A 26220-nucleotide genomic window follows, 5' to 3' on the forward strand; every position below is an offset into this window, starting at 1 on the left:
GATGGAGTCTTTTCAAATCCTGAGCTCAACTCGGTATTTCAAGTCGGCGTACCTCGCCCAAACACCGCGGTCAGTCCCCTCTCCCTCTGGGAGAGGGCTAGGGTGAGGGGCTGTTGATCTTCAATCAGCGCGCAGCAACAGCCTGGGCAGTGGCATCGGTGAAATCAAAAACCTTGCCACCCTGCGCCGACGCAAATTGCTGGGCCTGCACCTTAAGCAAAAACGCACTCAACCGCCCCTTGCCATCACTGGCAAACCACGCCTGTTCGGCGAGCAACTTGATCCCGCTGTCATTGGCCTGCGCATACACCGCACGGACGTTTTTGCCTGCCTGCTTCAACGCGGCGAGCGCGGTAAACGCCTCTTCCGCTGAAGCGTATTGGCGCACCTTGTCCTCACCCCGCACCCAGATTTCCGCGACATGGCTGAAGTCTGTAATTGCCTTGCCCGTCGTCGCATCCGTGGCCTTCAACGGCGTCTGCGCGTAATTGGTCAGTTGCGCCGTGTAATCGAGGTTCGACGCCTTGAACGCCGCACGGATGTACTGATCGTCAATGAAGCTGTTCAGATCGAGCCCGCGATCAGCCTTCTTCAGCAATTTCAACGTATCGATCGCCGTGCCGACTGCCTGGCGATATTCAGGCTTCCAGCTCAGGTCGCGGGTCTGCACGCCGAGCGGGCCGTGGAACAGGTAATTCACCTCGGCATCGACGCCGGTAACTTTGGCGATCAGTTCGCTGTATTTCTCAGGCTCGGCGGCGAGCAGTTGATTGGCCTCGATGCTGGTGCGCAGGTACGCGATGACGATCTCCGGGTACTTCTTCGCGTACGCCTGATCCACCAGCGCACCATGGAACGTCGGCGCGTTGGCCTGAGCTCCATCATAAATCTTGCGGGCGAAACCCCGGCTCGGGAACAGTTCGGCGAATGGCACAAAATCGGCGTGGGCGTCGATCTTGCCGGCCTGCAACGCCGAGCCGGCGACCTCCGGCGGCTGGGCGATGATGTTGACGTCCTTGAGCGGATCCCAGCCCTGCGCGGCCACCGCGCGCAGCAACATGCCGTGGGCGGTGGAGGCGAACGGCACAGAAATCGTCTTGCCCTTGAGTTCGCTCAGCGACTGCACAGCGGACGCGCTCGGCACGACGATGCCGTTGCCGCTGCCCTTGATGCTGCCCGACAACACGCTGATAAACAGGCTGTGCTTGCCGGCGGTTTCGAAGGCAACGCCGTTGAATGCGCCGGGAAAATCAGCCATGGCGCCGAAGTCGAGTTTGCCGGCGACCATCTCGTTGGTCAGTGGCGCGCCGCTGGTGAAGTTTTTCCACTGCACGTCGTACTTGGCGTCTTTGTAAGCGCCGTCGTGGGGCAGGTATTTGTCGAGCAGACCCAACTCACGAATCAACAGTCCGCCGGCGGCGCAGTTGATGGTGGTGTCCTGGGTGCCGATGGCGATGCGGATGGTTTCGGCTGAGGCCGACAAGGTAAACGAAGCCAGTACCAGACCGGCGATTGCTGCACGCAACATGGTTATTTCCCCTCGAATCATTTATTTGAGTTCGTCTCCGCCGCGATCAGGGCGCGGTGGGAAACGAGGGGTTTTCGGTGAATCCAGCGTCCGGGGTTTCCGGATGGCTAATGGCTTGCCACAAATCCCTGTGGGAGCGAGCCTGCTCGCGAAAGCGGTGTGTCAGGTGTCGATGTGCTAGCTGGATCACCGCTTTCGCGAGCAGGCTCGCTCCCACAGTGGTCCGGGTTTCAACGCAGGAGATAGGGGATGTCGACTTTGACGGCACCCGTCGGGCAATCCTTCTCGCACGGCATGCAGTACCAGCATTCGTCGAACGCCATATAAGCCTTCTGCGTCGCCGGGTTGATCGCCAGCAAGTCCATCGGGCAAACGTCGACACACACGGTGCAGCCCTTTTCGGCGATGCATTTGTCCTCGTCCACGGTGACGGGGGCGTTGGAGCGGAAGAAGATTTCCTGAGCTTGATAGGCCATGGTTCGGGCTCTCTGGTGATTGATGTATCAAGCGGCGAAAGCGCCGACCCGCAAGCGGTCATAAGCCTGCATTTCTTCGGCATCGAGCGGGATGATGTAAGGCTCGACAGCTTTCTTGAAACTGGTCATCTGGCCGTCCTCGCCCTTCTTCAAATGGCAATGGCAGAACCACTCGCCGTCGTTGCGCTGCGGGTGATCGACGCGATAGTGGTACAGGCCCCAGCGGCTTTCGGCACGGAACAACGATGCGCGGGCGGCCATTTCAGCGCAGTCGCGAATCACGCTGGTTTCCATCGCGCGCATCAGTTCGTGGGCGTTGTTCGCTTTCATCTGCTCGAGATCACGTTCGATGTCGCTGAAGCGTTGCAGGCCGATCTGCATCTTCTTGGTGACTTTCGGCGGTTGCAGGTAATCGTTGACGAAGCGCCGCAGCTTATATTCGACCTGTGCCGGCGGCAGACCGTGTTCGCGATCCAGCGGCGCATAGACCCGGGCTTTTTCCTTTTCGATCTGCTCGGCGTCCAGCGCAGTAAACTCGCGACCGGCGACAAAGTCTGCGGCGTTGTGCCCGGCAAACCAGCCATAGGTGAAGGCGCCGAGCATGTAGTTATGCGGCACGGCGGCCATGTCACCCGCCGAGTACAAGCCTTTCACCGACGTCTCGGCACGCTCGTTGACCCAAACCCCGGACGCCGAGTGGCCGCTGCAAAAGCCGATTTCGGAGATGTGCATTTCGACCATCTGCGTGCGGTAATCAGTGCCGCGATTGGCGTGGAACTGGCCGCGACTCGGACGTTCATTGCTGTGCAGAATCTCCTCGATGTTCTGGATGGTTTCCTCCGCCAGGTGATCGAGTTTGAGAAACACCGGGCCATTGCCGCTCTCCAGTTCCTGGTGAAATTCCCACATCATCTGCCCGCTCCAGTAGTCGCATTCAATGAAGCGTTCACCCTTGTTGTTGGCGGTGTAGCCACCCAGCGGACCGGTGACGTAGGCGCAGGCCGGACCGTTGTAATCCTTGATCAGCGGGTTGATCTGAAAGCACTCGAGGTTGGCCAGTTCGGCGCCGGCGTGATAGGCCATCGCGTAGCCGTCGCCGGCGTTGGTCGGGTTTTCGTAGGTGCCCATCAGGTAGCCGGAGGATGGCAAACCCAAGCGTCCGGCCGCGCCACAAGCGAGGATCACCGCTTTGGCTTTGATCACATGGAAATCAGCGGTGCGGCAGTCGAAACCCATCACACCGTTGACGGTGCCCTCCTCGTCCGTCAGCAACCGCGTGCAGACGAGGCGATTGGTGATGCTCACCCGCGCACGTTTCAACTGGCGATAGAGGACTTTTTTGATGTCGTGCCCTTCAGGCATCGGCAGCACGTAGGCGCCCATGTGGTGGACTTTTTTCACCGCGTAATCGCCGGTTTCGTCCTTCTCGAACTTCACGCCCCAGCGATCAAGCTGTTCGATGGTTTCGAAGCTGTGCGTCGCGTAGGCATAGACGGCGGCCTGATTGACGATGCCGTCGTTGGCGATGGTGATTTCCTTGGTGTACTGCTCCGGTGTCGAGTGGCCGGGGATGATCGCGTTGTTCAGACCGTCCATGCCCATGCTGATCGCGCCGCTGCGTTTGACGTTGGCCTTGTCGACCAGCAGCACGCGCAAGTCGCGGTTGTTTTCCTTGGCCTTGATCGCGGCCATCGGCCCTGCGGTGCCACCGCCGATGACGACGATGTCGTATTCCTGTTCAAGAACGTTGCGGGTCATGCCTGCTCCCCTTTTTGCCGGTCGATCCGCAGGCGGTACTGGAACGCATCGCCACGGTAGTAAAGGTGTTCGAAGTCCAACGGCTGGCCTTGCGCGTCGTGGGTCAGACGCTCGATGCGCATGATCGGCGAGCCGGCCTCGACGTTCAGCGCCTGGGTCAGGTCGCTGTCGGCGAGCACCGCGTCGATGGCCAGATCGGCGTGGCCGAGGGCGATGCCGCAGTCGTTTTCAAGGATCAGGAAGATGTCGCGGGTGACCAGATCAGCCTTCTCCAACCGCTCGCCGACGGCTTGGGGCAGGTAGGTAATTTCCAGCGAGATCGGTTCGCGGTTGATCAGGCGCACGCGTTTGATCTGCGCGACGATTTCACCCTCGGCAACCTGCAAACGCTCGGCGACGCGCTTGTCGGCGGGAATGAATTTGAAGCTGCGCAGGCGGTTGATCACCTCGTAGCCACGCCCGGTCATCGACTCGGCAAGGCCTTGCAGGCTGCTGACGTTCTGAAAGGTTTTCGGTTTGGCGACGAAGGTGCCTTTGCCGTGGATCTTGAAGATCAGGCCTTCTTTTTGCAGATCGCCCAAGGCTTGGCGCACGGTAATGCGGCTGACTTTGAACAGCGCACCGAGTTCGCTTTCGGAAGGCATCTGGCTGTCTTGTGGGTATTCGCCATCGAGAATGCGCGCACGGAGGACGTCGCGCAGTTGGGTGTGCAGAGGAACGCTGCTAAGGGAAAGAACGTTATCGGTCATCGCGGGATCACTTGTTATAACGAGTTATGACGTGATCTTAGGGTTGTTATGACGAGGTTGAGAAATATTGTTTGGGCATAACCTTAGATGCGACGACGCACTGCCCAATGTGGGAGCGAGCCTGCTCGCGAAAGCGGTGGTTCTTTCAGCAATGATGGTGACTGACACGCCGCCTTCGCGAGCAGGCTCGCTCCCACAGGGGGTTTGTGTGGTCGGTAAGGTCAGTGGCGTTTGAGGATCTGGTCCATGACCCAGTCGGTTTTGAGGGCTTGTTCGGCGACGGCGGGGTGTCTGGATTGGCCACGAATATGCGCATTCATGCCCAGCACGTGATGCCACTGAATATGTTCGTGATGGGGGATCTCCAGACTGATGTGTTCATCGGCATGCAACTGCACGGGATGCTCATCAAACACCGAAAAACTGATTCCCCCATGGCTGCCGATGATCTCGACGCGATCCTCGCGCCGATCCGCAACAAAGCTCCAGCAGCCCATGCCCAGCGCGCCTGAAGCGAATCGCCAACTGGCGCTGACGGCATCTTCAGCTGCGTACAAACCCGCCTGTCGCGCGGTGAATCCGGCCACTTCAACGATGTCGCCGAGCAGATACTGGAACAAGTCAAAACCATGACTGGCCAGATCAGCGAAATAACCGCCACCGGCCACCGCAGGATCGGTGCGCCAGTTGTCGCGTCCGTCCAGATCCACTGGCGACGGCGCTTTGGTCAGCGTCCAGCTCAGATGCCGAACCTCACCAATGCACCCCTCCTCCAACCATTGCCGCACCTGCGCAAAACGCGGCAACGAACGGCGGTAATAGGAAACGAACAGGTGCAAACCGGCCTCGGCAAATGCCTGCTGCATCTCGCGACTCTGCCCGGCATTCAGCGCCATGGGCTTTTCCACGCAGCAATGTTTGCCGGCAGCGGCGACCTTCAGGCTGTAAGCGTGGTGGCTGTCAGGTGGCGTGGCGATGTACACCGCGTCCACCTCGGGATCGTTGATCAGTGCATCGACGTCGGTGTAAACCCGCTCGATGCCGTGGCGCGCGGCATAGTCGGTTACGGCTTCGAAACGACGCCCCATCACCGCCACCAGCGCCGAACCGGGCGCCTTGTAGAAGGCCGGGCCGCTCTTGCGCTCGGCGACGCTGCCACAACCGATCATGCCCCAACGCACCACGTCCATGTCTCTTCCTTCAGCCGATGCGCAAGGCGCGCAGATCGAGGTGACCGTCCTTCAGCGGCGGGCACCAGTAGTAGCCGCCAGTAATCGGCCGGCTGATGCGATAGAGGCCATCGGTGATGCCGTCTTCCAGGCCGCTCATGCGCCGCAGTTGTGCTTCGAAAGCATCCAGCGAGAAACCGAAGGCGAGGAACATCAAACCGGCACGATCACCTTCGATCCACGGCATCGAGCGGCGCACAACGAACGCTTCCGGCGCGAAGCTTTCCTGCGCGGTGCGTTTGACGTGGGCGGAGACTGGCGCGTCGTCGATCTCTTCATTGTCGCTGAGGCGACGGCCCATGATGTTGTCTTTATCCTCGGCCGAGAGTTTGTGGAAACCCTTGAGGTCGTGCTGCCATTGCTGGATCGCGGCGAAGCTGCCGCCGACCATGCCGTCGGTGCCGGCACTTTGCAGGGCGGCAGCGATGGCGGCTTCGTCGTGGGGGTTTTCGGTGCCGTCTTCGTAGCCGGTCAGGTCGTGGCCGTCCTTGTGGCGGAAGGCTTCCTGCATCTCGACCAGACGCAAGGCCGGGGCCAGTGCGGCTTCGAGAGCGTTGCAGCGGTTGAGCAGTTCACCACGGTCGACGCCGTGCAGCCAGACCCACAGTGCGTGCTGGGTCGACGGGTTCTCGACACCGACACCGGTCAGCGTCGGGAAGCTGCGCAGACCGTCGATCTGCACGTTGAGCGCCTTGACCAGGGAGTCGCCGAAACCGACCACCGCCGACGTGCCGTCCACCTGATTGATCAGGTTGTCGATCGCTTGCGGCAGCGCTTCAACCGACTCAAGGGCGAAAAACAGGTGGCGTGCTTGCGCAGGAACTGGGGTGGCGAGAATGCCCGGCTGGTAGTAACTCATGTGAACTCCTTGGGAAAGTGCGCGGGAGTTTACCTGTGGCCGGAGGGTTTGTGGGGGTTTGGATGGAAGTCAAAAGCCCCTCACCCTAGCCCTCTCCCGGGGGGAGAGGGAACTGATTGGGGGATGCTGTGGAGATACGCCGACTTGAAAGTGCTGTACCGAATCGATAATCGAAAAAAATCTTTCAAGTCGATGCAACTCGCAAGACACCTCGGTCGGCCCAATCTCTCAAGTCCATAATCGACACAATCTTTCAGGTCGATGTAACTCGCAAGACACTGCGGTCGGCCCCCTCTCCCTCCGGGAGAGGGCTGGGGTGAGGGTTGGCGTCATTACGCCAGGCGCTAGGGCTCAGCCCCGTCCAGCGCTTGAACGCCCGACGAAAACTGCGCACATCGCTGTAGCCCACCTCTTCGGTAATCCGCTCGATCGGCATATCCGGATTGGCCAGCAAACTCAGGGTCCGCGCCTGCCGCACCTGCTCCAGCAAAGCCTCGAACGTCAGCGCATGTTCAGTCAGACGCCGGCGCAACGTGCGACTGCTCATGTTCAAATCGCCGGCAATCTTTTCAATGTGACTGCCACTACTCAAATCCCGGGCAATCGCCCGCTCCACGGCCTGAATCAGATCAAGTTTCTGATGCACCTGCGCCGCTTCCAGCTCCAGCAATGCAACCGCCTGACGCAGCGCCAAGGCATGGTGATTGGGCAGGTTCACGTCCAGCCACTGCACGTCGATCAACATGCGATTGTGCAGGCAACCGAAGTGCACGTCCGGGCCGAGCAATCGGTGATATTCACTGAGATAGTCCGGCGCGGCATGCATGAATTGCACGGCAATCGGCTTGAAATCGGCACCCGCCAACGCTCGGCCATACACCAGCAAACTGGCGAAAAACTCCTCGACCGCGAACACCTGCACATCAGCGAATGGCAAGCGGCACTCGGCATCGAGATGCACGCACCCGCCGACCACATCGACACTGGACACCACAATCCCGCCCGAGGTGTGTTGATGACGAATGCCCAGCGCAAAGGCATCCCGCAAGGTCTTGCACAGCGACAGCACATGCCCGAGCAGGCCCAAAGTGCCGAGTACGTTCTGCGCGCCGACCCACAATCCCAAACCCTGATTGGGCAGCACTTTGAGCGCGCGCTGAATCATCGCTACGGCCTGACGATAGGAAATCCGCTGCGCCGGATCCTGCAGATCCTCAAGGGTGAAACCCAGCCCACGGCACAGACTTTGCGGCTCGATGCCCTTGTTCTGCGCAACTTCAGCGAGGGTTTGCAAAAGAAACGGCGAGACCAGCGCCAATTCGAAGGTCGGGTCTTGGACTTTTACGTTCATGGGGGCTGACATTCCGGATCACGCTTGATTGTTATTTTTGTAACCGGTTATGTCGAAGGAAGTTAGCACAGGGTGCGCGAACTGTCCGCAGATGCCCCCCTCGGTGTCCGCCAATACCCTGCCCCAACGTACGCCAAACGCTTATTTCTAGCGTACCGGCGCCCCGAGCGACCGGTACCAGGTCCCAATCACAATAATAATGAGGACAGTCATGAGCCAGAACCGTGCAACATCCTTCTTGCCGCTCGCCCTTTTCATCGCAGGTTGCCCCCTGACGTTGCCCGCCCTGGCCACCGAAGCCGGGGTCGACAACATCGGCACCGGCACCGACGGTTTCTTCATGCTGCCGCTGGAAGTCGACAGCCTTCCGGAGAACATGGTCGCGTTCAACCTCTACTACAACCATTACAAGGCGACCAGGTTCAACATCAGCTCACTGGGCGGCAAGGTGCCGAATGTCGAAATCGAATCCACCGCGGTGATTCCGCGTCTCGATTACTTGAGCCCGGTGCGGATATTCGGCGGGCGTCTGGCCGGTTACATCGCCCAGCCGTGGTTGAAGCAGGAAGTCTCGGTGTTCGGCTTGAGCGACACCCGCGAAGGCATGGGCGATACCACCTTCGCGCCGATCATCCTGTGGGACATGGGCAAAAACCTGACCCTCGGTGCCGCCGTGGAAGTCACCGTACCCACCGGCGAATACAGCGTCGATCGGCTGGCCAACACCAGCAACAATTTCTACACCTACAAACCGCTGTTCTCATTCACCTGGTTGCCGACCGACAACACCGAAGTCTCGATGAAGACCACTTACAGTTTCAACGAAAAGAACAAGGACACCGACTACAAATCAGGACAGATTTTCCACTTCGATTATTCGGCCAGCTACAAGGTCACCGACGACCTGATGCTCGGCGTCAACGGCTACTTCCTCCAGCAGACCACCGACGACAAACAGTTCGGCCACACCGTGCAGTTTGCCGGGCAGGACGTTGATGATGGCGTACGCGGCAAGGTCTTCGCAATCGGGCCGGCGCTGCACTTCACCTTTCTCAAGTACGCCAGTGCGGAGATTCGCTGGGCCAAGGAGTTTGATGTGGAGAACCGGCCGGAGGGGGAAATGCTGTGGGCGAAGGTGAGTATTCCGTATGCGTTCTGAGTGTATTTGTAGGAAAGAACACCCGGTTTTGTAGCCTGAAAACATGAAAAACGGAGGGGAGGAATACGCCTACAGCGGCGGTCGAAATTACCGGACAACAGGGGGAAACGTCTGGCAGATTTAAAGGGTGCGCTTACAGATACTGGGCTCCGTTATCCCATGGATCCTCAAGGGTCCATGGGGTACATCGTCTGCCAGACGACGACAATGGGCCATGTCCCCCTTAAACTGCCGAGATTGATCACGGAGATCACTATGAGCATATTACTTTCCCCGTTTTACTCTGACTTCGAATCCGAAGAAGAGGCCGAGAGCTACGATCGCTGGTTTCGTGCAGAGGTACAGGATGCACTCGATGATCCTAGTCCTGGTATTCCCCATGATGAGGCTATGGCGATGCTCGACCAGATGCTGGAAGAGATGCGCAGGAAGCGCCGCTCTGCTGCTTGAATGGAGCAGCAAGTCCTCGCGTCAACTGGCTGACATCTTCAAATACATCGAGCAACACAACACCAACGCTTCAATTTCGCTAAGACACAAGGTTGGTGCGGCGGCACAACGGCTTTCATCAATACCTTACGGTTACCGACCTGGCCGAGTGCCTGGTACTCGTGAGATGGTGATTCATCCGAACTATCTGCTGGTCTATCGAGTGAATGGGCGCATCAGAATACTGGGGGTGCTTCACGCCCGGCAAAAATACCCTTCAACTTCATCAACATAAAAAAAGGGCGACCAACCGGCCGCCCAAACGTACTGCACGAGAGTCTTTTACAACGTCAGTTGCCCACGCTCCTCCTCGGTCAACTGCTGCTTCGCCTGTTCATCCAGCGCCCCGGCGCCCAGCACCTGCACCGGGCTGTTCGGGTTGTAACCCGGGGCCGGCGCACGACTGGCGCCATCGCGCGACGGCGCGAGTTGTTCGTTGCCGAAGCTCAGCACCTGCACGGTAAACACCGACGCCTGATTCTGCCGCGACGCCGCTTGCTGCTGACGCGCGACATCTTCCGCCGCTTGGGTGGCCGACGATGCCGCCGAACTGGCCGAGGTGATCGCCCCGGTATTCACCGCCGACACCACCGGCACACCCGTTGCCTTGCCTTGCACCGAGATGTTGGCGGCATTGACCACCGTCAGCGCGGCGATGTTGACGTTGCCCGACACGCGAATCCCCGCCTCGCCGGCATCGATGGTGCCCAGCGGCGCGATCAGGTCGATGTCGCCGGGTTTCACTTCGGCGATCGGGTTGAGCGTGGCGATACCGGCGCCGGTGCTCGGCACCGATGGCGACAGGGTGACGTTGCCCCAAGTGTCGTAAACCCGTTTCGGCGGGGTGTAGACCACGGTGGTTTTCGAGCCACGACCGGCGTTGATGTCGCCCTCGGCCGACCAGCCGAGGATTGAGCCGCCGAACGTGGTCATGATCCGGCTCTGGCCGAGCAAAATGCTGCCCTGCGAATAGAGCTGAATGTTGCCCGAACCTTGAGTGATGATCCCCGCCGTCGATGGCGGCGCCGCACCTTCGATGCCGAACACCTGACCGCCGCCCGGCGTGAGCATCTGGATGTCGCCGCCAAACAGCGTCTTGACCCCGGCGCCGCCGTACATCGTGATGTCGCCGTCGTAGCGGATCGGATTGCCCGCCACATCGGTGCTCGGGAACAACGCGGCAATGGCGTTGCGACCACGCAGATAACTGCCTTTGCGCGGGCCGTCGACATCGTTGTATTCCAGGCCACCGGCGCGCAGTTCGGCGAAATACACCTGCCGCGCGAAGATGGCCTGTTCGGTGCCCGGCAGTGCGGCGTAGAACGCTTGCGCCTGTTCAGCGCTGCCACTGAAGCCGTAACCCAAGGTCAGCCAGCTCTGCAATTCGTCCTGGTAACTCTTGACCACTTTGCCCGGTTGCGCGCTGAGGGCTGCGTCCGCGCTCGCCACGTTCTGCGGGTTCAGGTAGCGCGCGATAAACCGCGAATAATCCGGCCCCTGCGCGCCCACGCCGGCCTGCAAGACCACGCTGGCCCCCGGACGCTGATCACCGGCCAGCAACGAGCCAAGGCTGGTGATGCTGGCACGGTCCTCCATCAGAATATTGCGCCCGGCATTGATCTCCAGCGTGCCGGGACCGGCGACGTCGAAGCTGCTGTAAAGGATGTCGCGCCCGGCCGACACTCTCGACACATCCCTCGGGTCGTTATGCACGAACAGGTTGCCGGTGGAGTAAATCGTGTCCTTGGTGGTGCCGACGCCATCTTTCGGCGAAATCGTCGGTTGGCCCAGGTTGGTGCCAGAGGCGACGATGTCGCGACCGGCCATCATCCACACCGGCCCGGCTGCTTCGTACCAGGTTCGCTGCGAATCGCTTGCGCGCAGTGACTCGCCACTGCGGATGCCGACCAGATCGCCGGTCAACGCGTAGATTCGCGCCGGCCCCATGACATCGCTGAGGCCGGAGTACGAGTTGCTACCGAAGGCGAACAATGGGAAGCGCAGATTCGGTTCTGCGGCGACACCATCGCTGCCGCTGTTGGAGATGAACGGGGTTTGCGCCGAGTTGCTGGCATAGCCGTTGAATGCCGGCGCAAACGGCGTGGCAATCGCCAGTGGACTGGCCCCGGACTGGTTGATCGCATAGCCGCCGGCATAAATCGAATCACCGGCCAACAGCTCCAGCTGACCTGAAGCCGAAGGCGCCAACAGCAGCGAGTAAGCGGTGGCGGGAGCGGTATTGCCGACGCTGTAAGCCGCCGATGAACCTGCGTAGATCGAGCCTTGACCGGCGACGGCGCGCAGAATCGACGGATAAACAAAACGACTGTCAGTCGGTGAAGTGTTCTGCCCTTTGATGGGCCCGTTGGTGTCCGTCTCGGCCAACTGGGTACTCGGCGTGAGGTTGCCACCCGCCGAGAACAGATCGATGGCCGTGTGCTCGGTCCACAGCGAGAAGCCACTCAAAATCCCGCCCTGGCTGACATTCCCCGCCTCGTCAAACAGCGGCGTGGCGTTCTGCAAACGCACGCGGCCCGGGTCCGCCGCGCCGCCCAGGACCAGATCGCCACGGGTGTTGATGCGCATGCCCGAATCGCCGGGGATCAGCACCAGCCCGCCGGAGGCATTGCCGGTGGTCGCGGTAAACGGGTCCAGCGCGCGGGTTTCCCGAGCATCATGCAACACGCTGTTGGCGCCATATTGCAGATTGATGCCGCCGACCGCACTGCCACTCACCTGTGCCGCGCCGCGCAGGTTGATCAGCGCGCCTTGCAGATCATGCTTGGGTGGCGTGATCCCATTGTTGCCGGCGCGCGCTTGCAGAGACGGATTGAGCGAACCACCGATGCGAATGTCCATGTCGCCGCCACCGGTCAATTGCAGGCTACCGTCGCTGCCGACACGACCGGTGCTACCCACCGCCACGATCAGGCCCTGGCTGCGTGGGTTGGTCCGCGCATCCCCCATCGGCCTGAGCATGCCGGCATCTTCTCCGGCGCGCAGGCTGATGTTGCCACCGCCCAAAGTGCCAAAACCGGTGAAGCCCACCAGGTACGGCGCCGCGTCCATGTCGGCGTCGGGCAGCGGCTGCGTCGCATAGCTGCCGAAATTGATCCACCAGGCGGTCGGCACGTCATCACTGCCGGTGCCCTGACGCCATAACCAGTTGCCCACTGCCACGCCAGGCACCTGTTCACGGTAACCGCCGGTATTGGCGGTTTTTCGCCCAAGAGTGTCACCGGAGACAGAGCCGCCGGCATTGATCGTCAGGTTGCCGCCGAGCTGCGGATACCAGGCTTGATAGAGACTGTCGGTGCCACCGTTGACCCATTTTTCCACGTCGCCACCGGCACTGCCCAATACCGAATCCTTGTCCGACAAGCGTCCGCGCATCTGCTTGAAGCGCGGATCGACATCGGCCGACTGGGTGCCAGCGGTGTACACACCAAACGGCGAAGCCATACTCAGATTGCCGGCAGCGAGCAAATCAAGATCGCCGGTACCGGTACGCAGGACACTGAACATCTGGCTGTGGATGCTGGCGCTTTTCGCCGGATTGCTCTCGACGCACACCTCGGGGTAACTGTCGCACAGCGTCAGGTATTCCTCGGGAATCGGCGCGTAATCCTGAAAGCCGAACTGGTTGCCGGGGGCCCAGGTCCAGCGCGCCATCGGGGCGCAGGCACCGGGATCGGTTTCGCAGAGAATCAGGTATTCCTCGGGCACCGGTTCGAAGGCGGGGAAACCGTACTGGTTGGTTTCCGACCACACCGCGCGTGGATTGCCTTCGGTGATCTTCGCACCGTAATGAGTGTCCGCCAGACGCAAATTGCCCTCGGTGGTGAGCGGTTTCACCGCACGACTATCGGCGGCGGAAAGATCCGCCCCCGCCACCGCGCGGATCGACCACGACGAACTGCCCGACGGCAACATGCTCGCCAGTGCCCAGTTGGCGCCCTGCTGTGTGCCATTGAATCCACGCAACTCGACAAACGCGGCGCCGTCAGCGAGCACCACATTGGTCATCGACGGAATCAACGAACCGCGCAACAGCGCCAGTGAACTGCTCAACATCAAATTCTTGCTGCTGCCGGTGTCGGCATCGAAGGCGCCCGGCAACGGCACACCTTTGGGCCAGTTCATCGCCTTCAACGCGGTGTTGCGATTCAAGCGAATCCCGGCACCCAGTCGGCTGCTGGCCGGCACGGTCAGGTCACTGTCGAGCAGTGTTCCGGCGGCATACAAAAGATTGCCCGAGGCGTCATGCACCGCCCCCGCGAGCACGGTGCCGGCACTGAAGGTGTACGGTGCGGCCAGCTCCACCTGAACCGGCAACAGCGTACCGCTGACCAACGTCGTGTCCTGAATCGGCAAATCGTAATTGAGGGTCACGCCCGACGGGAATTGCGTGCCCGGCGCCAGCGTCACCCCGCTCCCCGGTACAACCAGATCGCCGCCGAATGGCTGCACGCCTGGCAACAGTTTCCAGCCAGCGTCGTCGACGGTCTCCGGTGGCGGCGCGAAACCGTCGTTGATGCTGCCGTAAATATCAAGATTGCCGCCGGCACGGATCACCAGGCTGGCGGATTCACCGGAACCGTAGACGCCATCGACTTTGCCCGTGTGCCGATTGAGGCTGGCGTAGCGGTAGCGCGACAGATCGATATCACCCTCCACCACCAGGTCGCCGTCCGCTGTCTTGCTGGCGATCTCCACGCCGGGGCGCAGGTGGAAGGCATCGGCGTAGGTCGCGTTGTTCAGACCCGCCAGCTTGCGTTGCAACAGATCGGCGTTTGTCAGCGCGGCGTCGATGAACGTGGTGTTGTCGCCGTCGATGCGGGTCAACAGCGCCTGATCGATCACCTGATACGGCCGGCCACTGACCGCCGGATCGACACCATCACGCGCATCGGTGTAACGGCGCGTGCCATTGAGGCCGATGGAACGCGCGCCCTGAATATTGACCGTGCCGCTGGCATCGATGGCGATGTCGCCGGCGCCCAGACGCGGCGCGTTGAGTTCCAGGGTGCCGCGCAGCATCTGATCGTTCTGCCCGGCGAGGAAGCCCGGCACTGCATCGGTGCCATGGCGCAAGTCGATGCGCGTACCGGACGCCAGGGTCAACACCCCGGCCCCGGAATTCAACTCGACCATGGCCCGGTTTGGCGCGTCGATGATCTTGCCGTAACTGTCGATCCGCAGTACGCGGCCGTGGGCATCGAGCACACTGTTGCCGGCCAGGGTCAGGCCGTTCTGCGCCGCCAGACGAATGCTGCCGACCCGTTCGCCACTGGCATCGATCAAGCCATTGACCGTCAGGCTGCCATTGTCCACCGAGACATTGACCTCGCCGGCCTTGAGCCCGTCACCGATCAACAGATCACCTTGCTTGAGTTGCAGACTGCGACTGCCGAACACTTTGCCTGCGTTCAAGCGTTGGTTGAGTGCCGCGAACTGGGCGCTCGCCTCACCGCCCAGTTGCTGCGCGCGAATGTCCACGCCACCGGCCTTGTACGGCACCAGCGTGCCGCCGGCATCGTAATAACCGCTGCTGGCACCGAGAATCTCGCCCTGCAGATCGACGATGCCGGCATCCGCTGCCAAGGCAACGGCGCTGAGGTTGCCGGCCTGATTGTTTTTCGCCGACAGATCGATGCGCGAGCCAGCGAGCTGGCGTATATCGCCAGCGGTGCTCAACAGCGACACATCGCCGCCCCAGCTGTACTTGCTCACGTCGTTGAACGGCAAGGTGCGTCCGGCCATGTCCAGTTGCGCGCCGCCGGCCAGGGTCAAGTCGTGCTCGGCCTTGGCCGTGAGCTTGCCGCTGGCCAATGCGATGCGGCTGTCGAGCACTATGTCGCGGGCTTGCAGATTGAGTTCCGCGCCGAGGGCATCGGCCACGCCAGCAGCACCGGCACCGCTGAGCGTGAGCCTGTTGCCAGCCTTGAGCAGGTTGACCGACGCCGCTTCACCGGTGAGCAACGGTGTGCGCAGCGTGAGATTGCCGCCGCTGTAGGCATAGCCTTTGACCGGATCGAAGGCGCCCTGCTGTTGATACACCGCCAGGCTGCCCTGGTGATTGGCGGTGATGCGCTCGCTGGCGCTCAGATTGACGTTAGCAAAACCCAGCGCCAACCGGTTGTTCTGCTCGAGGCCGTTGGGTTGTGGCATCGGGCCGTAACCCAATTCGATGCGTTGTGCCTGAATATCCAGCGTGCCGCTACCAGTACCGGCGCCGCCATTGATCACACTGCCCGGATCCTGAGTGGCGCCGTTCCAGATCAGTTGGGCGGTGCGGATCGTCGCCACATCATCGGCATCGCCCGCGCCGTAGATCGCCGGGGTGGCGAGCACCAGGTTCTGCAATTTGCTCTGACCGGTCTGCGCATCGAACGTATCGAGGGTCACGCTGCCGTACAGATTGAAGGCATCGCGCGTGGTCAGGCTCAGGGTCTCCAGGGCCGGCGCGCCGAATTGCGTATCACCGCGCAGCAAACGATCCAGCACATTCTGGTTCAAGGTCAGACCGGCCGGCACACGGTTGCCTGCGGCGGCCAAGGCCTCGGCACTACCGGCGTTGACCGCGCCGACTGCCAGAGCCAGATGACGCGTGCCGAAACGCACGGCTTCACCGAGTTCGAACTGGTTGTCCGTCGCGGCGGTGATGCTGCCATTGGAATACAACAGCGCCGGACTGCTGCAAACCGCCACGGCGCAGGTGCCGATGCGAATGCTGCCGGCGCCGGTGAAACCGCCGCCCGCCTCCGGCGCCAGGACATTGGTCCAGCCGTTCGACACCACCACCACGCTGGACGCGCCCGGTTGATAGATGTACCCGACCGTCGAGTCATACGCCACGTTGCCGCGCCCCAGAGCGTTGATCCCAGCGCCCGCTTCAACGGTGATGCCGCCATTGATCGAGTTGGTACGCAACAACACTTCCGGTGCCGCCAACTGCGCACCGTCACGCAGGACGATGCTGGCGGTGTCGCCGGTGAAGCCAATGATATTGCCCGCCGTGCTGTAGCTGACGGTCGGCATCGCACCGATGGTCAAACGCCCGGCGTTGAGGTTATTGAGCGTGTCGGCATACAGCGAAATGCCGCTGAAGCCCTCGGTGGGCGCCTGCCCGGTGCCGAGAATTTCAAAACTGCTGCGCGCGTTGCCGCTGCGCACCACGGCCGTTCCGACCAGCCCGCCCGCCGCAGCGTCGAACCGCGCCTGGCCCTTGAACAACAACGCGACATCCTGCTCGCCACCGTCAACCAGGCGCAGATCCAGCGTCTTGCCGTCCTGCGGTGCCAACGCTCGAGGCACCCCGCGCCGCACCGCATCGCTCTGGATGAATTGGCTGAGACTGGTTTCGTTGTATTGCGAGTAACGGCGCAGTACATCGGCCGAGGTCAGAATGACCTGTTTGGCCAGACTGTCCCGCTGGCCGGTGTTGGCAATCGACAACTGTCCGCTGCCGGTCCATGAACCGTTACGCAGTGGCAGCGCGCCCGTGGTTGTGCCCGCTGTCGCCTGACCATTGACCTCGACCCGGAAGGCGCCCGGCAGCAACGCGAACGTCGACGGCAACAACGTATAAGTACCCGCTGCCAGCCCCGGAACCCCGGCGCCGAGGGTGATCTGCTGGCCAATGCGCGGATCCACCGCGCCCGCCTCGGCCAGCACTGGCGCGTAGGCGCTTTGATTACCCGGCACGATGGCATACACGGGATTGCTGGCCAGCCCCGGCAGGCTGAAGGTGCCGTCGGTGGCATTGCGCACTAGCGGGTTGAACCGCGCATCCGTGGAACCACCGCGCCCGGAAACAAAACCGGCGCCGCGCAAATCGCCCCCGCCGGACAGATCGATGACCGCACCGCTCTGCACATCAATGAACTGGGTGCTCATCGACACACCCGATGTTTCACCGGTGATGCCATTCAACACCACCGATTTGCCGCCAAAGCGGTAGTCGATACCGTCCGTGGTGCCACCGTACGGCATGACCAGCCCGGCGCCGCTGACCGACGTCAGACTGCCCGGCAGCAACCGCACTTCGCGGGTGGTGGTCAGCAGGTCATCGCCGAGGACAATCTTGCCCAGCGGCGCACGCAACACGCCCCCCTGTTCAATGTGCGCGGCCGAGAACGTCAACTGGCCAAACGCTGAGTACGGCGCGGCCACCGGCGCCGGGCCGTGACCGCCGATCCGCAGGGTATGCTCGGCCACCGCCTGCGCGCCCTGATACCCGACACGCACTTCAGCCTGCACATCAGTAGCGGGGTAAATCTGCGCCGCACTCAAGTTCAAATCGCCCGGCGTCCACAGGCGGCTTTTCTGATCGCCATCGGTTGGCGCCAGGAAGCGCAGATCACCACGGCTATCGAGGCTGACGTCAGCAAATGCGCGGCGACTGTATTCGGCGGCCGGCGCCTTGAGTTGCAGGATCGAACCTTGCGTGCCGAACGACAGGCTGTTGCCCACATCCAGCAGGTTCGCCGTCGCGCTGAAGCGAGCGTCCGACAGTTTACCGGTCGGGTTGTTGGTCGGGCGTGGGCGCACGGTGCCGACCACACTGTAATAGCTGCCGACACCGGACAAGCGCAGGTACGGCGCCTGCAAATCGACCCGTGCGGTGCCTTTGGAAGACTCGGCAAGGGACAGCGCACCGGCATACAGGCTCAGACTTTGATTCATGTGCAGATTGACGTCACCGTCGAACGACAACAAGCCGTTGCTCAACAAGCTCAGGTTGTCGAAACCGCCGGACATCAGGCTGTCGGCATGCAGCCGCGCCTGACCATAACGCAGACCGGTATCGCTCTCGCCCGGACGCAAACCGGCTGCAAGTATCTGCTCCGTCGCGCGCTGATCAATGATCAACTCTCGAGGTGCGCGAACGTTGTTGTCCGCCGATTCGAGGTACAACGGCGTCTCCAGCGCCACCTCCAGACGACCGCCCGCCGCGCCGACACCGCCCGCTGCTGCACGCAGGTCACCCTCGATAAACAGACCGTTGTAAGAGCCGATGCCAATGCGCCCGCCGTCAGTCGCCACGCGCGTCGGTCCCTGGCCAGCGATATCCAGCAGTGCCTCGGCACCGGAGGCATCCAGCCGCGCACCTTGCCGCACAATCACGTAAGCATCGGCGGCGGTGGCCGTGGCGAGTTTCGCGTCGATCTCACCGCCGAGAATGATGCTGCCGCCCTTGCCGACCTGCCCATAGGTGCGACCCAAGGCATCGACTGCCGTGTTGGCTCGCCCGGCCACGTCCAGCACCGCATGCTCGCCGACCCAGATCGAACGGTCATGCGCGTTCGGGTCGGCCAACTGATTGGAGGTGGCCGGTTTGATCGAGCCGAACTGTTGCTGGCGAATATCGATCGTGCCGCCCCAGGCGTTGAGTGCACCGTCAACGGTGATCTGTCCGGCGCCGCGCAGCTTGATGCTCTGACCCGGATCGACGCTGATACGCGAATCGCGGCCCAGGGTCAGCGTGCTGTTGGCCGCGTCGATCAGGTTGATCAGGCTGGCGCCGCCTTGCAACGTCAGGCTGGCACCGGCGCGTTGCGTCAGCACGCCTTGGGTCGGATTTTCCTGAAACAGCGTTGGCGTCCACAGCTCCAGCGCCGCTTGCGGATCGACACCGCTGGCCATGCCTGGCGCAGCGTCGGCAAAACGGTAAACCGGCATCGTCACCTCGACGGCGGTGCCTTCGGCCACGTCCAGACCACTAAGGCCAATCAGGTTGTATGCGGAGAAGCCTTTTTTGAACAGATCGGCGGACAGCTGCAGCGTGGTGTCGGCCAGCAGCTTGTCGGTCTGGCCAATGAGGATCTTGTTGGCCTGTACCGTAAGGGTGCCGCCACCGGTCACGCCGTAGCCACGCAGATCGCCATCGAGGCGCAAATGCGATTGGCCCGGCGCGGAAATCGCGCTGGACTCCAGCGTCAGATCGCCACCCTTGCCGCCCCGGGTCTTGCCGTTGGCGAGTACCGCGCCGCCGGAAGAAACGTCGAGCAGACTGCCAGCACCGATATCGATATCGCCACTGCTACGGATCGAGATCAAACCACCGTTGAGGGAGGCCAGGCTCGCGCCATCATCCGGGTCGGTGCGCAGATTGCTCCACACTCCACGGGTATCCAGTTGCACGCCGGCAGCCACGAGGACTTGCGTCGCCTTGTCGGCTTTCGCCGTGAGCCGAGTGTCGCTGCTCTCGGAGCCGGTGAACTGATTGAGAACGTTGCCCAGTCGCAGACTGCCGCCACGCGCCGTCAGGTCGGCGCCGACCTGCACATCCGGGGCATACAAGGTGATATCGCCACCGGCATCGACGATGAGCGCGCCGTCAACGACAACCTGATCCCTGGCCGCCACTTTAAGCGCGCCGAGACGGAAACCGTTGAGCTGCTGGTTATCGAGATACAACGTGCCCTTGCGCGCCTGCGACACGGCGCCGGCCAGATCCTGATCATTGTTGGCCACCGGTCGTTCGCCGCCGATCTGCACCTGGTCCAGCAGCGGATTGAGCGCATACAAAACGCCACCCGAAGCCGCCACATACGCCGGGTCATAACTGCCGACAATCAACTGCGCGCGACGGGCCAGCGCGGTCTGACTCTGTTCATAACCATCAAGCACTGGTTTCGGCGCCTGGTTCTGCCGCTCGCCCTGATACACCTCGCCGAGCATCTGCCCGTCGAGTACGGCGTTGGCCGTGGCAATCACCAGTTGCCCGGCATCACGCCCCACGGTGTAACCCGACTCGAAACGCGAACGCGGGGCAATCAGCGGGTTGTAGAAATAGCTGGTCTGGCCCCAGCGTTCGCTGCTGTCCTCGTAACCTTTGTACAGCCCGGTGTAGAGCAGATCGCCCGGCGCACGGGACACTTCATACAACTTGCCGTCCGCACCGCGCAACCAGCTCTGGCGGATCTCGCCGCTCTGCACATCGAGAGTGCCGCCGGACAGATTGATCAACGAACCCTTTTCGGTGACTACGTCGTTGCCGGCAAAACTCACCGTACCACCCTGCGCCATCCACTCACCCACACTGTGCGCCTGAGTGCCGAGATAACCGCCGACTTCCAGCAAGCCGCCGGCCGTGTACCAGCGATCGGTGGCATAGCCGTTGGTGCCGGCCGGCACGTAGACCAGCTCTCGCACATCGACCCAGATGTCGTTGCTGTTGAGCGCGCCTTTGTCGCGGTTGACCGAGGCGTCGCGCTGCTCGTTGCCTTGCACGCTGATCTTGATGTTGTTGTTTTCCATCGCCACTTTGACGCCGAGGGCACCCGAGACATCGATCATCGCGCCGTCGCGCACCAGACTGCGACGCTGCGCGCTCACTGCCACCTGGCCACCGGTGGCGAGAGTGATGGAGCCATTCTGGAACTCGACGCTGCCGCCGCTCTGCATCTCGATGCGCGACTGATCGCCACGAATGCGGTTGTTCGCAGTGACCGCGCTGAGGGCGGCCTGATGCTGACTGTCGAGCGCCGTCAGATCGCTGCTGTCGAGCATGATCGCCGTGGCACTGCCTTGCGCCAGGGTGACACTGCCGCCGCTGTCGCTCGCGGGGTTAGACAAGTGAATCGTGCCGCGAGACGCCACTGAGGTGCTGGCGAGCAATACGCCGTTCTGCACGACTTCGTGGCCGGTCAGAGTGATGTCGCCAGTGGCGGCCTGAATCAAGCCGTTGTTGCTGACCTTGCCGCTGACATCGCCGGCCTTGAAGCCCGGCGTGACTTCGTTGCCGAACGTGGTCGACAGCGCATTGCCCTCGGTGCCCGCGCCTTTGCGGATGTAGAAGCGGTCACCGGCGCCGAGCACGGTCTGGCCCTTGGCGGTACTGATATTGCCGTCGTTCTGCACTTCGCTGCCGAGCAGCAAGGCATAACCACCGGCATCGGTCGACGTCGCCGGTTTATGAGTCGTGATACTCGCACCGCGCTCGACCAACACCTTGCCGGCGGCATCGGTGAAGGTCGGCTGAGTACCGTTGCTGTCGAAATACAGCCCTCGGTCGCGGAACTGGATATCGGTAATGTTCGCTGCCGCTGCCACCAGGTTGCGTACGTTGACCTGGCTGCTGCCGCTGAAGACGATGCCGTTGCGGTTGATCAGCATCACCGTGCCGTCGCCCTTGATCTGCCCCTGAATCTGGCTCGCCCGCGCATTCGGGTCGTTGACCCGGTTGAGCACCGCCCAGTTCGCCTGCTGGGCAAACTCGACGGTGGTGTTGCGCCCGACGTTGAAGGTTTCCCAGTTGAGGATCGCCTTGTCGGCGGTCTGCTCGATCTTCACCGTGGTCTTGCCGTCGGCCTGGGTTTGCTGCGGGCCCTTGGCGTTCTGCCAACCTTGGGTCAGGCTGTTATCGACCTTCAGACCGCCCTCGCCCAGACCGTCCGGGACAAACTGCACCGTGCCCAATGCAGCCGCGCGCCCGGCCGCCTGAGCCGCCTGCTGCGCGGCAATCGCGGCGACGGTGTTGTTCAAGGTCTGAATCGAGCGCTGCAATTGCTGATTGGCTTTTTGCTGCTGCGCCAAGGGTGGCGTCATCCCCGGCAAACTGCCAGTGCTCGGCCGTGCGGCAGCGGCTTGCTGCGCCGCACCTTTGGCGGCGAACCAGTTGGAGCTGAACGCCGTTGCCGCGTGCGCATTGCCCGCCACCAGACACAACGCCACCGCCTGCGCCAGTGGTTTGAGCAGCCACAGCGCCGGCTCCACGGCTTCACGTTTGAACGACTGGACGTTGGTACGACGGGATGGGCGAGCGAGCATCACTACGAGATCCTTTTTGGTTGCCACACTTTGGTTGCCACACATGCCGCAGGCGTGCAAAAACCTGCTGTTACGTCATAGGCAGTTGGCGGCGGTCGAGACCGAACGGATGTCACACAAACTTCATGTTGGGGGAGTATTCGCGGCGGCCGTTTTGCGCCTTCAAATAAAATGGCAGCCCTGTATGGGGCTGCCATCGGTTTGACGGCAGTCACGTTTAAAGAGGACGACCGATGCCGTTGCACACGGCCGGGTTGTTGATATCGAGGTTGTTGCCGGTGGTGTTGGTGATGAAGTTGGCGGTGACGGCGTTTTTCCAGCTCAGCGGTATCGCAACGAATTTGTGCGCCTGTACCGCAGCATTGTTACCAGGCTGGCTGTAGTAAGTGGTGAGAAAGTTGCGGATCTGGTTGGCCACGTTGGCATCCCTGTAGCACTGACCAATGATCAAGTTGCTGTAGGCAGCAATTTTGTAGCCAAGGGCAGGGTTCGCCACCACGGGCGACCACCGGGCGGGATTAGAGGCGTCGTTAAACGTCGACGGTGGCGTCACCGAAGACAGTGCCAGCGCGATGTTGACCGGGGTTGGCAGCACACCGTTAAGACGGGCAACGACAGTGTTGTCGCTCACCTGGATACCGTCAGGGCCGGAGTAACCGATCGAGCCGTCGACCTGATTGATCGTAGGCAAGACATCACTGTCGCTCGACACGCCGACCCAGTTTACCGGCACTGTCGAACCTGACGGCTGGCGCGCCGCAGTGAACAGGGAATTGGTCGAGAACTTAACCGAGCAAACAGAGTTGAGGTGGCGAGTGAGGATTTCCGAGGTGCCGCTGGCATTGTTCCGGTAGACCACGCGAATCCGCGTGGTGTCGGCAGTCCCCAGTAGCAGCCCCCACGTTGTGGCCTCACCCGACAGCGCACTGCACAACTGACTGCTGGTCAGGTTGAGATTGCTGATACCGCTTTTCTTATAGGACACGACGATGGCGGTGCTGACAGATGGCAGTTGAATCAGCGGACCATAACTGGCGTAAAAAGCGCTCTGGTATTGGCTGATTTCGCTTGTCGTCAGGATCGAATCGCTGGCAGTGAAATGCACAGTGCCTGTAGTGCCGAACGGCGCAGCGTTGTTGCTCAAAAATGCCGTTTTACCTGCCCCGCTGCCAACACCGGCGTAGCTGAAGCTGGCCGGCAGAATGCTGTCGGCCGAGCCCTTGTACAACGCGGCAGGCAACGTCGCCCCGCCACCGGTCACCGCCAACGCGTGACCCGACATCAGCGCCGCCGCCGACAGCAGCGCAACCTTTGCAATGAGTCTGTACATGTTCAATCTCCTTATCGAATGCCCCGTAAACCGGGAGCCAAAAAAAATGGCAACCCCGAGGGGCTGCCATTCGTGTTGCGGTGTGAATCGGGCGCCTTACAAAGGACGACCGATGGTGTTGCAGACGCTGGTGTTGTTGATGTTCAGGTTGTAACCGGTAGCGTTGGAAACGAAGGTCTCATACACCTTGGTTTTCCAGGCCGATGGCACAGTCACGAAACCGTGGTTCTTGACGGCCAGGTCGTTGGTGGTGGTGTTGTAGTGAGTGGTCAGGAACGCCTTCACGTCGTTGGCCACGGCTGCATCCTTGTAGCACTGACCGACGATGAGGTTGGTGTAGGCAGCCAGTTTGTAACCGATGGCCGGGTTAGCCACCACTGGCGACCAGCGAGTCGGGTCAGCGGCCAGAGCAGCGGTCGCCGGTGGAGTTACCGAAGCCAGTGCCAGGGCAACGTTGGCCGAGGTTGGCTGTACGTTGTTGATGCGCGAAACCAGAGCGTTGCTGGTGGCGTCCACGCCGTCCGGACCGACATAACCGAGCGAACCATCAACGGCTGCAACGGTAGGCGCCACGTCAGCAGTGCCAGCGACGCCGACCCAGTTCGACGGCAGGGTCGAACCGGCTGGACGGGCGTTGACGAACGTCGAGTTGGTAGTGAACTTGGTTGGGCACACAGCGTTCAGGTGACGGGTGAGGATTTCCGAAGTGCCGCTGGAAACGTTGCGATAAACGATGCGGATCGGCGTGGTGTCAGCAGTGCCCAGCAGGCCGCCCCAAGTGGTCACGGTGCCCGAGAAGGCGTCGCACAGTTGCGCGCTGGTCAGGTTCAGAGCGGTCTGACCGGATTTTTTGTAAGGGATGGCAACCGAAGTGGCCACCGACGGCAGTTGGATCAGCGGACCGTACGAAGCACCGAAAGCGCTGTTGTAGGTGCTGATGTCCGAAGCGCTGAGTACCGAGTCGCTACCGGCGAAGTGCACGGTGCCGGTGGCGCCAAAGCCAGTGGCAACGTTGGTCAGGAACGCCGTTTTACCAGCGCCGCTACCTACAGCGGCGTAGGAGAAGTTGGCTGGCAGGATGCTGTCGGCAGAACCTTTGTACAGAGCGGCAGGCAGCGTTGCACCACCACCGGTAACGGCCATGGCTTGAGCGGAAGCCAGAGCGGCGACGGTCAGGGAAGCTGCGATCAGAGTGCGCTTGAACATGAAGAATCTCCTTTTCAACTAGGTTTGGGAACACAGGTTTTCGGGTGACTTGCATGACACTGGGAGGACTCACCGGGGCCCTCGCTAGCGTTGGCCTTGGTTAAGTCGCACTGAGAAATTCGCAGGTTCCGGTGACAGATAAAGGAAAAAACCTCGGGAGCTGAGAGCTGTTTCTGAAGGGAGTTTCTCGGGTGTTTGTCGGGTGTAGCGCAGCGTCTGGTTCGCGGGTTTGGCGGAATCGGGCTGGAGGCGTTGGAGGGTGGTTGCAGATGACAGAAAGGAGAACCCGAGGATGGGTCTTTTGAGGGTCGGGTGATGCTGAAATCCTGGAAAAAAGATTGGATTATTTGTTGCCCTCTCTGGCCCCTTCGCGAGCAAGCTCGCCCCCACATTTGAAATGCATTCCCCTGTGGGAGCGAGCTTGCTCGCGAAGGGGCCAGTCCAGCCACCACCATGACATCAGACAAACCACTACTGGACCAGTTGGTTGATCTCAATGATCGGCAACAACACCGCCATCACAATCACCAGCACCACCCCGCCCATCACCACAATCATCAGCGGCTCCAGCAACGCGGTCATGCCCATTGCCCGGCGTTCGATATCACGGGATAAGGTCTGCGCCGCGCGCTCGAGCATCGGTGGCAGTGAACCGGTTTTTTCCCCGCTGGCGATCAGGTGAATCAGCACTGGCGGAAACACATTCTCCACCCGCAACGCTGCCGCCAGGTTCACACCCTCACGCACCTTGGCCGTGGCCTCAGTGACACTCAAACTCAAGCGGTCGTTGGACAAGGTCTGCCGCGCCGCCTCCAGCGCACGCAAGAGCGGCACCCCGGCGCCACCGAGAATCGCCAGCGTCGAGGCAAAACGCGCAGTGTTCAGGCCGAGAATAAAACGCCCGAAAAGCGGCAACTTCAGCACCCGATGATGCCAACTCAAACGCGCCGCCGGATTGCGCAGATACAGGCGCCAGCTCCAAAACGCGCCCGCCATGATCCCTGCGCACAGCCAGCCCCAACTGCGGATGAAATCACTGGCGTTGAGCATCGCCAAGGTCAACCCCGGCAAATCCTGCCGCGCCTGGGAAAACGCGCTGACCACCTGCGGCACCACGTAACTGAGCAGGAAAATCACGATACCGATCGACACTAGACCGACCACGCCCGGATAGATAAACGCGGTGAGAATCTTGCCGCGCAGGTTGTTGCGTTCTTCAATGTAATCCGCGAGGCGCTCCATGACCTGCGCCAGATCGCCGGACTCCTCCCCGGCCGCAATCAGCGCGCGATAGATCTCGGGAAAATCC

The 26220-nt window shown here is 61.5% G+C and carries 14 protein-coding genes; 3 read left to right on the forward strand and 11 right to left on the reverse strand.

The genetic code is table 11. The features are described 5' to 3' along the window. Positions 1 to 124: 124 nt before the first annotated feature. The 7 genes from L8H52_RS12375 to L8H52_RS12405 all read right to left on the reverse strand — a co-directional run bounded on the left by L8H52_RS12375 (position 125) and on the right by L8H52_RS12405 (position 7950). Positions 125 to 1528: an ABC transporter substrate-binding protein gene (locus L8H52_RS12375; RefSeq protein ID WP_242207267.1), complete on the reverse strand. Its 1404-nt coding sequence runs from the start codon at positions 1526 to 1528 to the stop codon at positions 125 to 127. Between the two features lie 230 nt (positions 1529 to 1758). Beyond that, positions 1759 to 2004 (reverse strand): ferredoxin family protein, encoded by a 246-nt coding sequence (locus L8H52_RS12380; protein WP_003225615.1) that lies wholly within the window; start codon positions 2002 to 2004, stop codon positions 1759 to 1761. Positions 2005 to 2031: 27 nt separating this feature from the next. Then, positions 2032 to 3762 (reverse strand): fumarate reductase/succinate dehydrogenase flavoprotein subunit, encoded by a 1731-nt coding sequence (locus L8H52_RS12385; protein WP_242207268.1) that lies wholly within the window; start codon positions 3760 to 3762, stop codon positions 2032 to 2034. Further along, positions 3759 to 4511 (reverse strand): GntR family transcriptional regulator, encoded by a 753-nt coding sequence (locus tag L8H52_RS12390; RefSeq protein WP_242207269.1) that lies wholly within the window; start codon positions 4509 to 4511, stop codon positions 3759 to 3761. Before L8H52_RS12390 ends, L8H52_RS12385 begins: the two co-directional genes overlap by 4 nt. 221 nt (positions 4512 to 4732) lie before the next feature. Then, entirely contained in the window at positions 4733 to 5701 is a 969-nt protein-coding gene (locus L8H52_RS12395; protein WP_242207270.1) for a Gfo/Idh/MocA family oxidoreductase, read from the reverse strand. 10 nt (positions 5702 to 5711) lie between these two features. Next, entirely contained in the window at positions 5712 to 6599 is an 888-nt protein-coding gene (locus L8H52_RS12400; RefSeq protein WP_242207271.1) for a Dyp-type peroxidase, read from the reverse strand. Positions 6600 to 6852: 253 nt separating this feature from the next. Beyond that, positions 6853 to 7950: an AraC family transcriptional regulator gene (locus L8H52_RS12405; protein ID WP_242207272.1), complete on the reverse strand. Its 1098-nt coding sequence runs from the start codon at positions 7948 to 7950 to the stop codon at positions 6853 to 6855. 211 nt (positions 7951 to 8161) lie between these two features. On the opposite strand from L8H52_RS12405, the gene L8H52_RS12410 reads away from it, so the two are divergent. From L8H52_RS12410 to L8H52_RS12420, 3 genes are all read left to right on the forward strand, one after another. Then, positions 8162 to 9109 carry a transporter gene (locus L8H52_RS12410; protein WP_242207273.1) on the forward strand — a complete coding sequence of 316 codons (948 nt, stop codon included), beginning with the start codon at positions 8162 to 8164 and terminating at the stop codon, positions 9107 to 9109. A 255-nt stretch (positions 9110 to 9364) separates the two neighbouring features. Continuing rightward, positions 9365 to 9559 carry a stability determinant gene (locus tag L8H52_RS12415; protein WP_122600383.1) on the forward strand — a complete coding sequence of 65 codons (195 nt, stop codon included), beginning with the start codon at positions 9365 to 9367 and terminating at the stop codon, positions 9557 to 9559. Further along, on the forward strand, positions 9549 to 9833 hold the full coding sequence (locus tag L8H52_RS12420; RefSeq protein ID WP_080587528.1) for a type II toxin-antitoxin system RelE/ParE family toxin: 285 nt from the start codon (positions 9549 to 9551) through the stop codon (positions 9831 to 9833). The genes L8H52_RS12415 and L8H52_RS12420 overlap by 11 nt, the downstream gene beginning before the upstream one ends. A gap of 47 nt (positions 9834 to 9880) precedes the next feature. On the opposite strand, the gene L8H52_RS12425 is transcribed toward L8H52_RS12420, so the two are convergent. From L8H52_RS12425 to L8H52_RS12440, 4 genes are all read right to left on the reverse strand, one after another. Further along, on the reverse strand, positions 9881 to 22375 hold the full coding sequence (locus tag L8H52_RS12425; protein ID WP_242207274.1) for a filamentous haemagglutinin family protein: 12495 nt from the start codon (positions 22373 to 22375) through the stop codon (positions 9881 to 9883). 217 nt (positions 22376 to 22592) lie between these two features. Then, positions 22593 to 23705: a substrate-binding domain-containing protein gene (locus tag L8H52_RS12430; protein WP_242207275.1), complete on the reverse strand. Its 1113-nt coding sequence runs from the start codon at positions 23703 to 23705 to the stop codon at positions 22593 to 22595. Positions 23706 to 23801: 96 nt separating this feature from the next. After that, positions 23802 to 24911, reverse strand: a complete 1110-nt coding sequence (locus tag L8H52_RS12435) for a substrate-binding domain-containing protein (RefSeq protein WP_099758879.1) — start codon at positions 24909 to 24911, stop codon at positions 23802 to 23804. Between the two features lie 471 nt (positions 24912 to 25382). Continuing rightward, positions 25383 to 26220 (reverse strand): type II secretion system F family protein (locus L8H52_RS12440; RefSeq protein WP_242207276.1); only part of this gene is annotated, 838 nt, incomplete at its 5' end.

Origin of the sequence: Pseudomonas sp. CROZ-RG-20F-R04-15, assembly GCF_022662375.1 — a bacterium.
Lineage (GTDB): Bacteria > Pseudomonadota > Gammaproteobacteria > Pseudomonadales > Pseudomonadaceae > Aquipseudomonas.

Bases quoted from the DNA above. Each gene is read 5' to 3' on its own strand.
- L8H52_RS12405 (WP_242207272.1), bottom strand. From the start codon at position 7,950: ATGAACGTAAAAGTCCAAGACCCGACCTTCGAATTGGCGCTGGTCTCG.
- L8H52_RS12395 (WP_242207270.1), bottom strand. From the start codon at position 5,701: ATGGACGTGGTGCGTTGGGGCATGATCGGTTGTGGCAGCGTCGCCGAG.
- L8H52_RS12385 (WP_242207268.1), bottom strand. From the start codon at position 3,762: ATGACCCGCAACGTTCTTGAACAGGAATACGACATCGTCGTCATCGGC.
- L8H52_RS12435 (WP_099758879.1), bottom strand. From the start codon at position 24,911: ATGTTCAAGCGCACTCTGATCGCAGCTTCCCTGACCGTCGCCGCTCTG.
- L8H52_RS12410 (WP_242207273.1), top strand. From the start codon at position 8,162: ATGAGCCAGAACCGTGCAACATCCTTCTTGCCGCTCGCCCTTTTCATC.
- L8H52_RS12430 (WP_242207275.1), bottom strand. From the start codon at position 23,705: ATGTACAGACTCATTGCAAAGGTTGCGCTGCTGTCGGCGGCGGCGCTG.
- L8H52_RS12380 (WP_003225615.1), bottom strand. From the start codon at position 2,004: ATGGCCTATCAAGCTCAGGAAATCTTCTTCCGCTCCAACGCCCCCGTC.
- L8H52_RS12375 (WP_242207267.1), bottom strand. From the start codon at position 1,528: ATGTTGCGTGCAGCAATCGCCGGTCTGGTACTGGCTTCGTTTACCTTG.
- L8H52_RS12390 (WP_242207269.1), bottom strand. From the start codon at position 4,511: ATGACCGATAACGTTCTTTCCCTTAGCAGCGTTCCTCTGCACACCCAA.
- L8H52_RS12400 (WP_242207271.1), bottom strand. From the start codon at position 6,599: ATGAGTTACTACCAGCCGGGCATTCTCGCCACCCCAGTTCCTGCGCAA.
- L8H52_RS12425 (WP_242207274.1), bottom strand. From the start codon at position 22,375: ATGCTCGCTCGCCCATCCCGTCGTACCAACGTCCAGTCGTTCAAACGT.
- L8H52_RS12415 (WP_122600383.1), top strand. From the start codon at position 9,365: ATGAGCATATTACTTTCCCCGTTTTACTCTGACTTCGAATCCGAAGAA.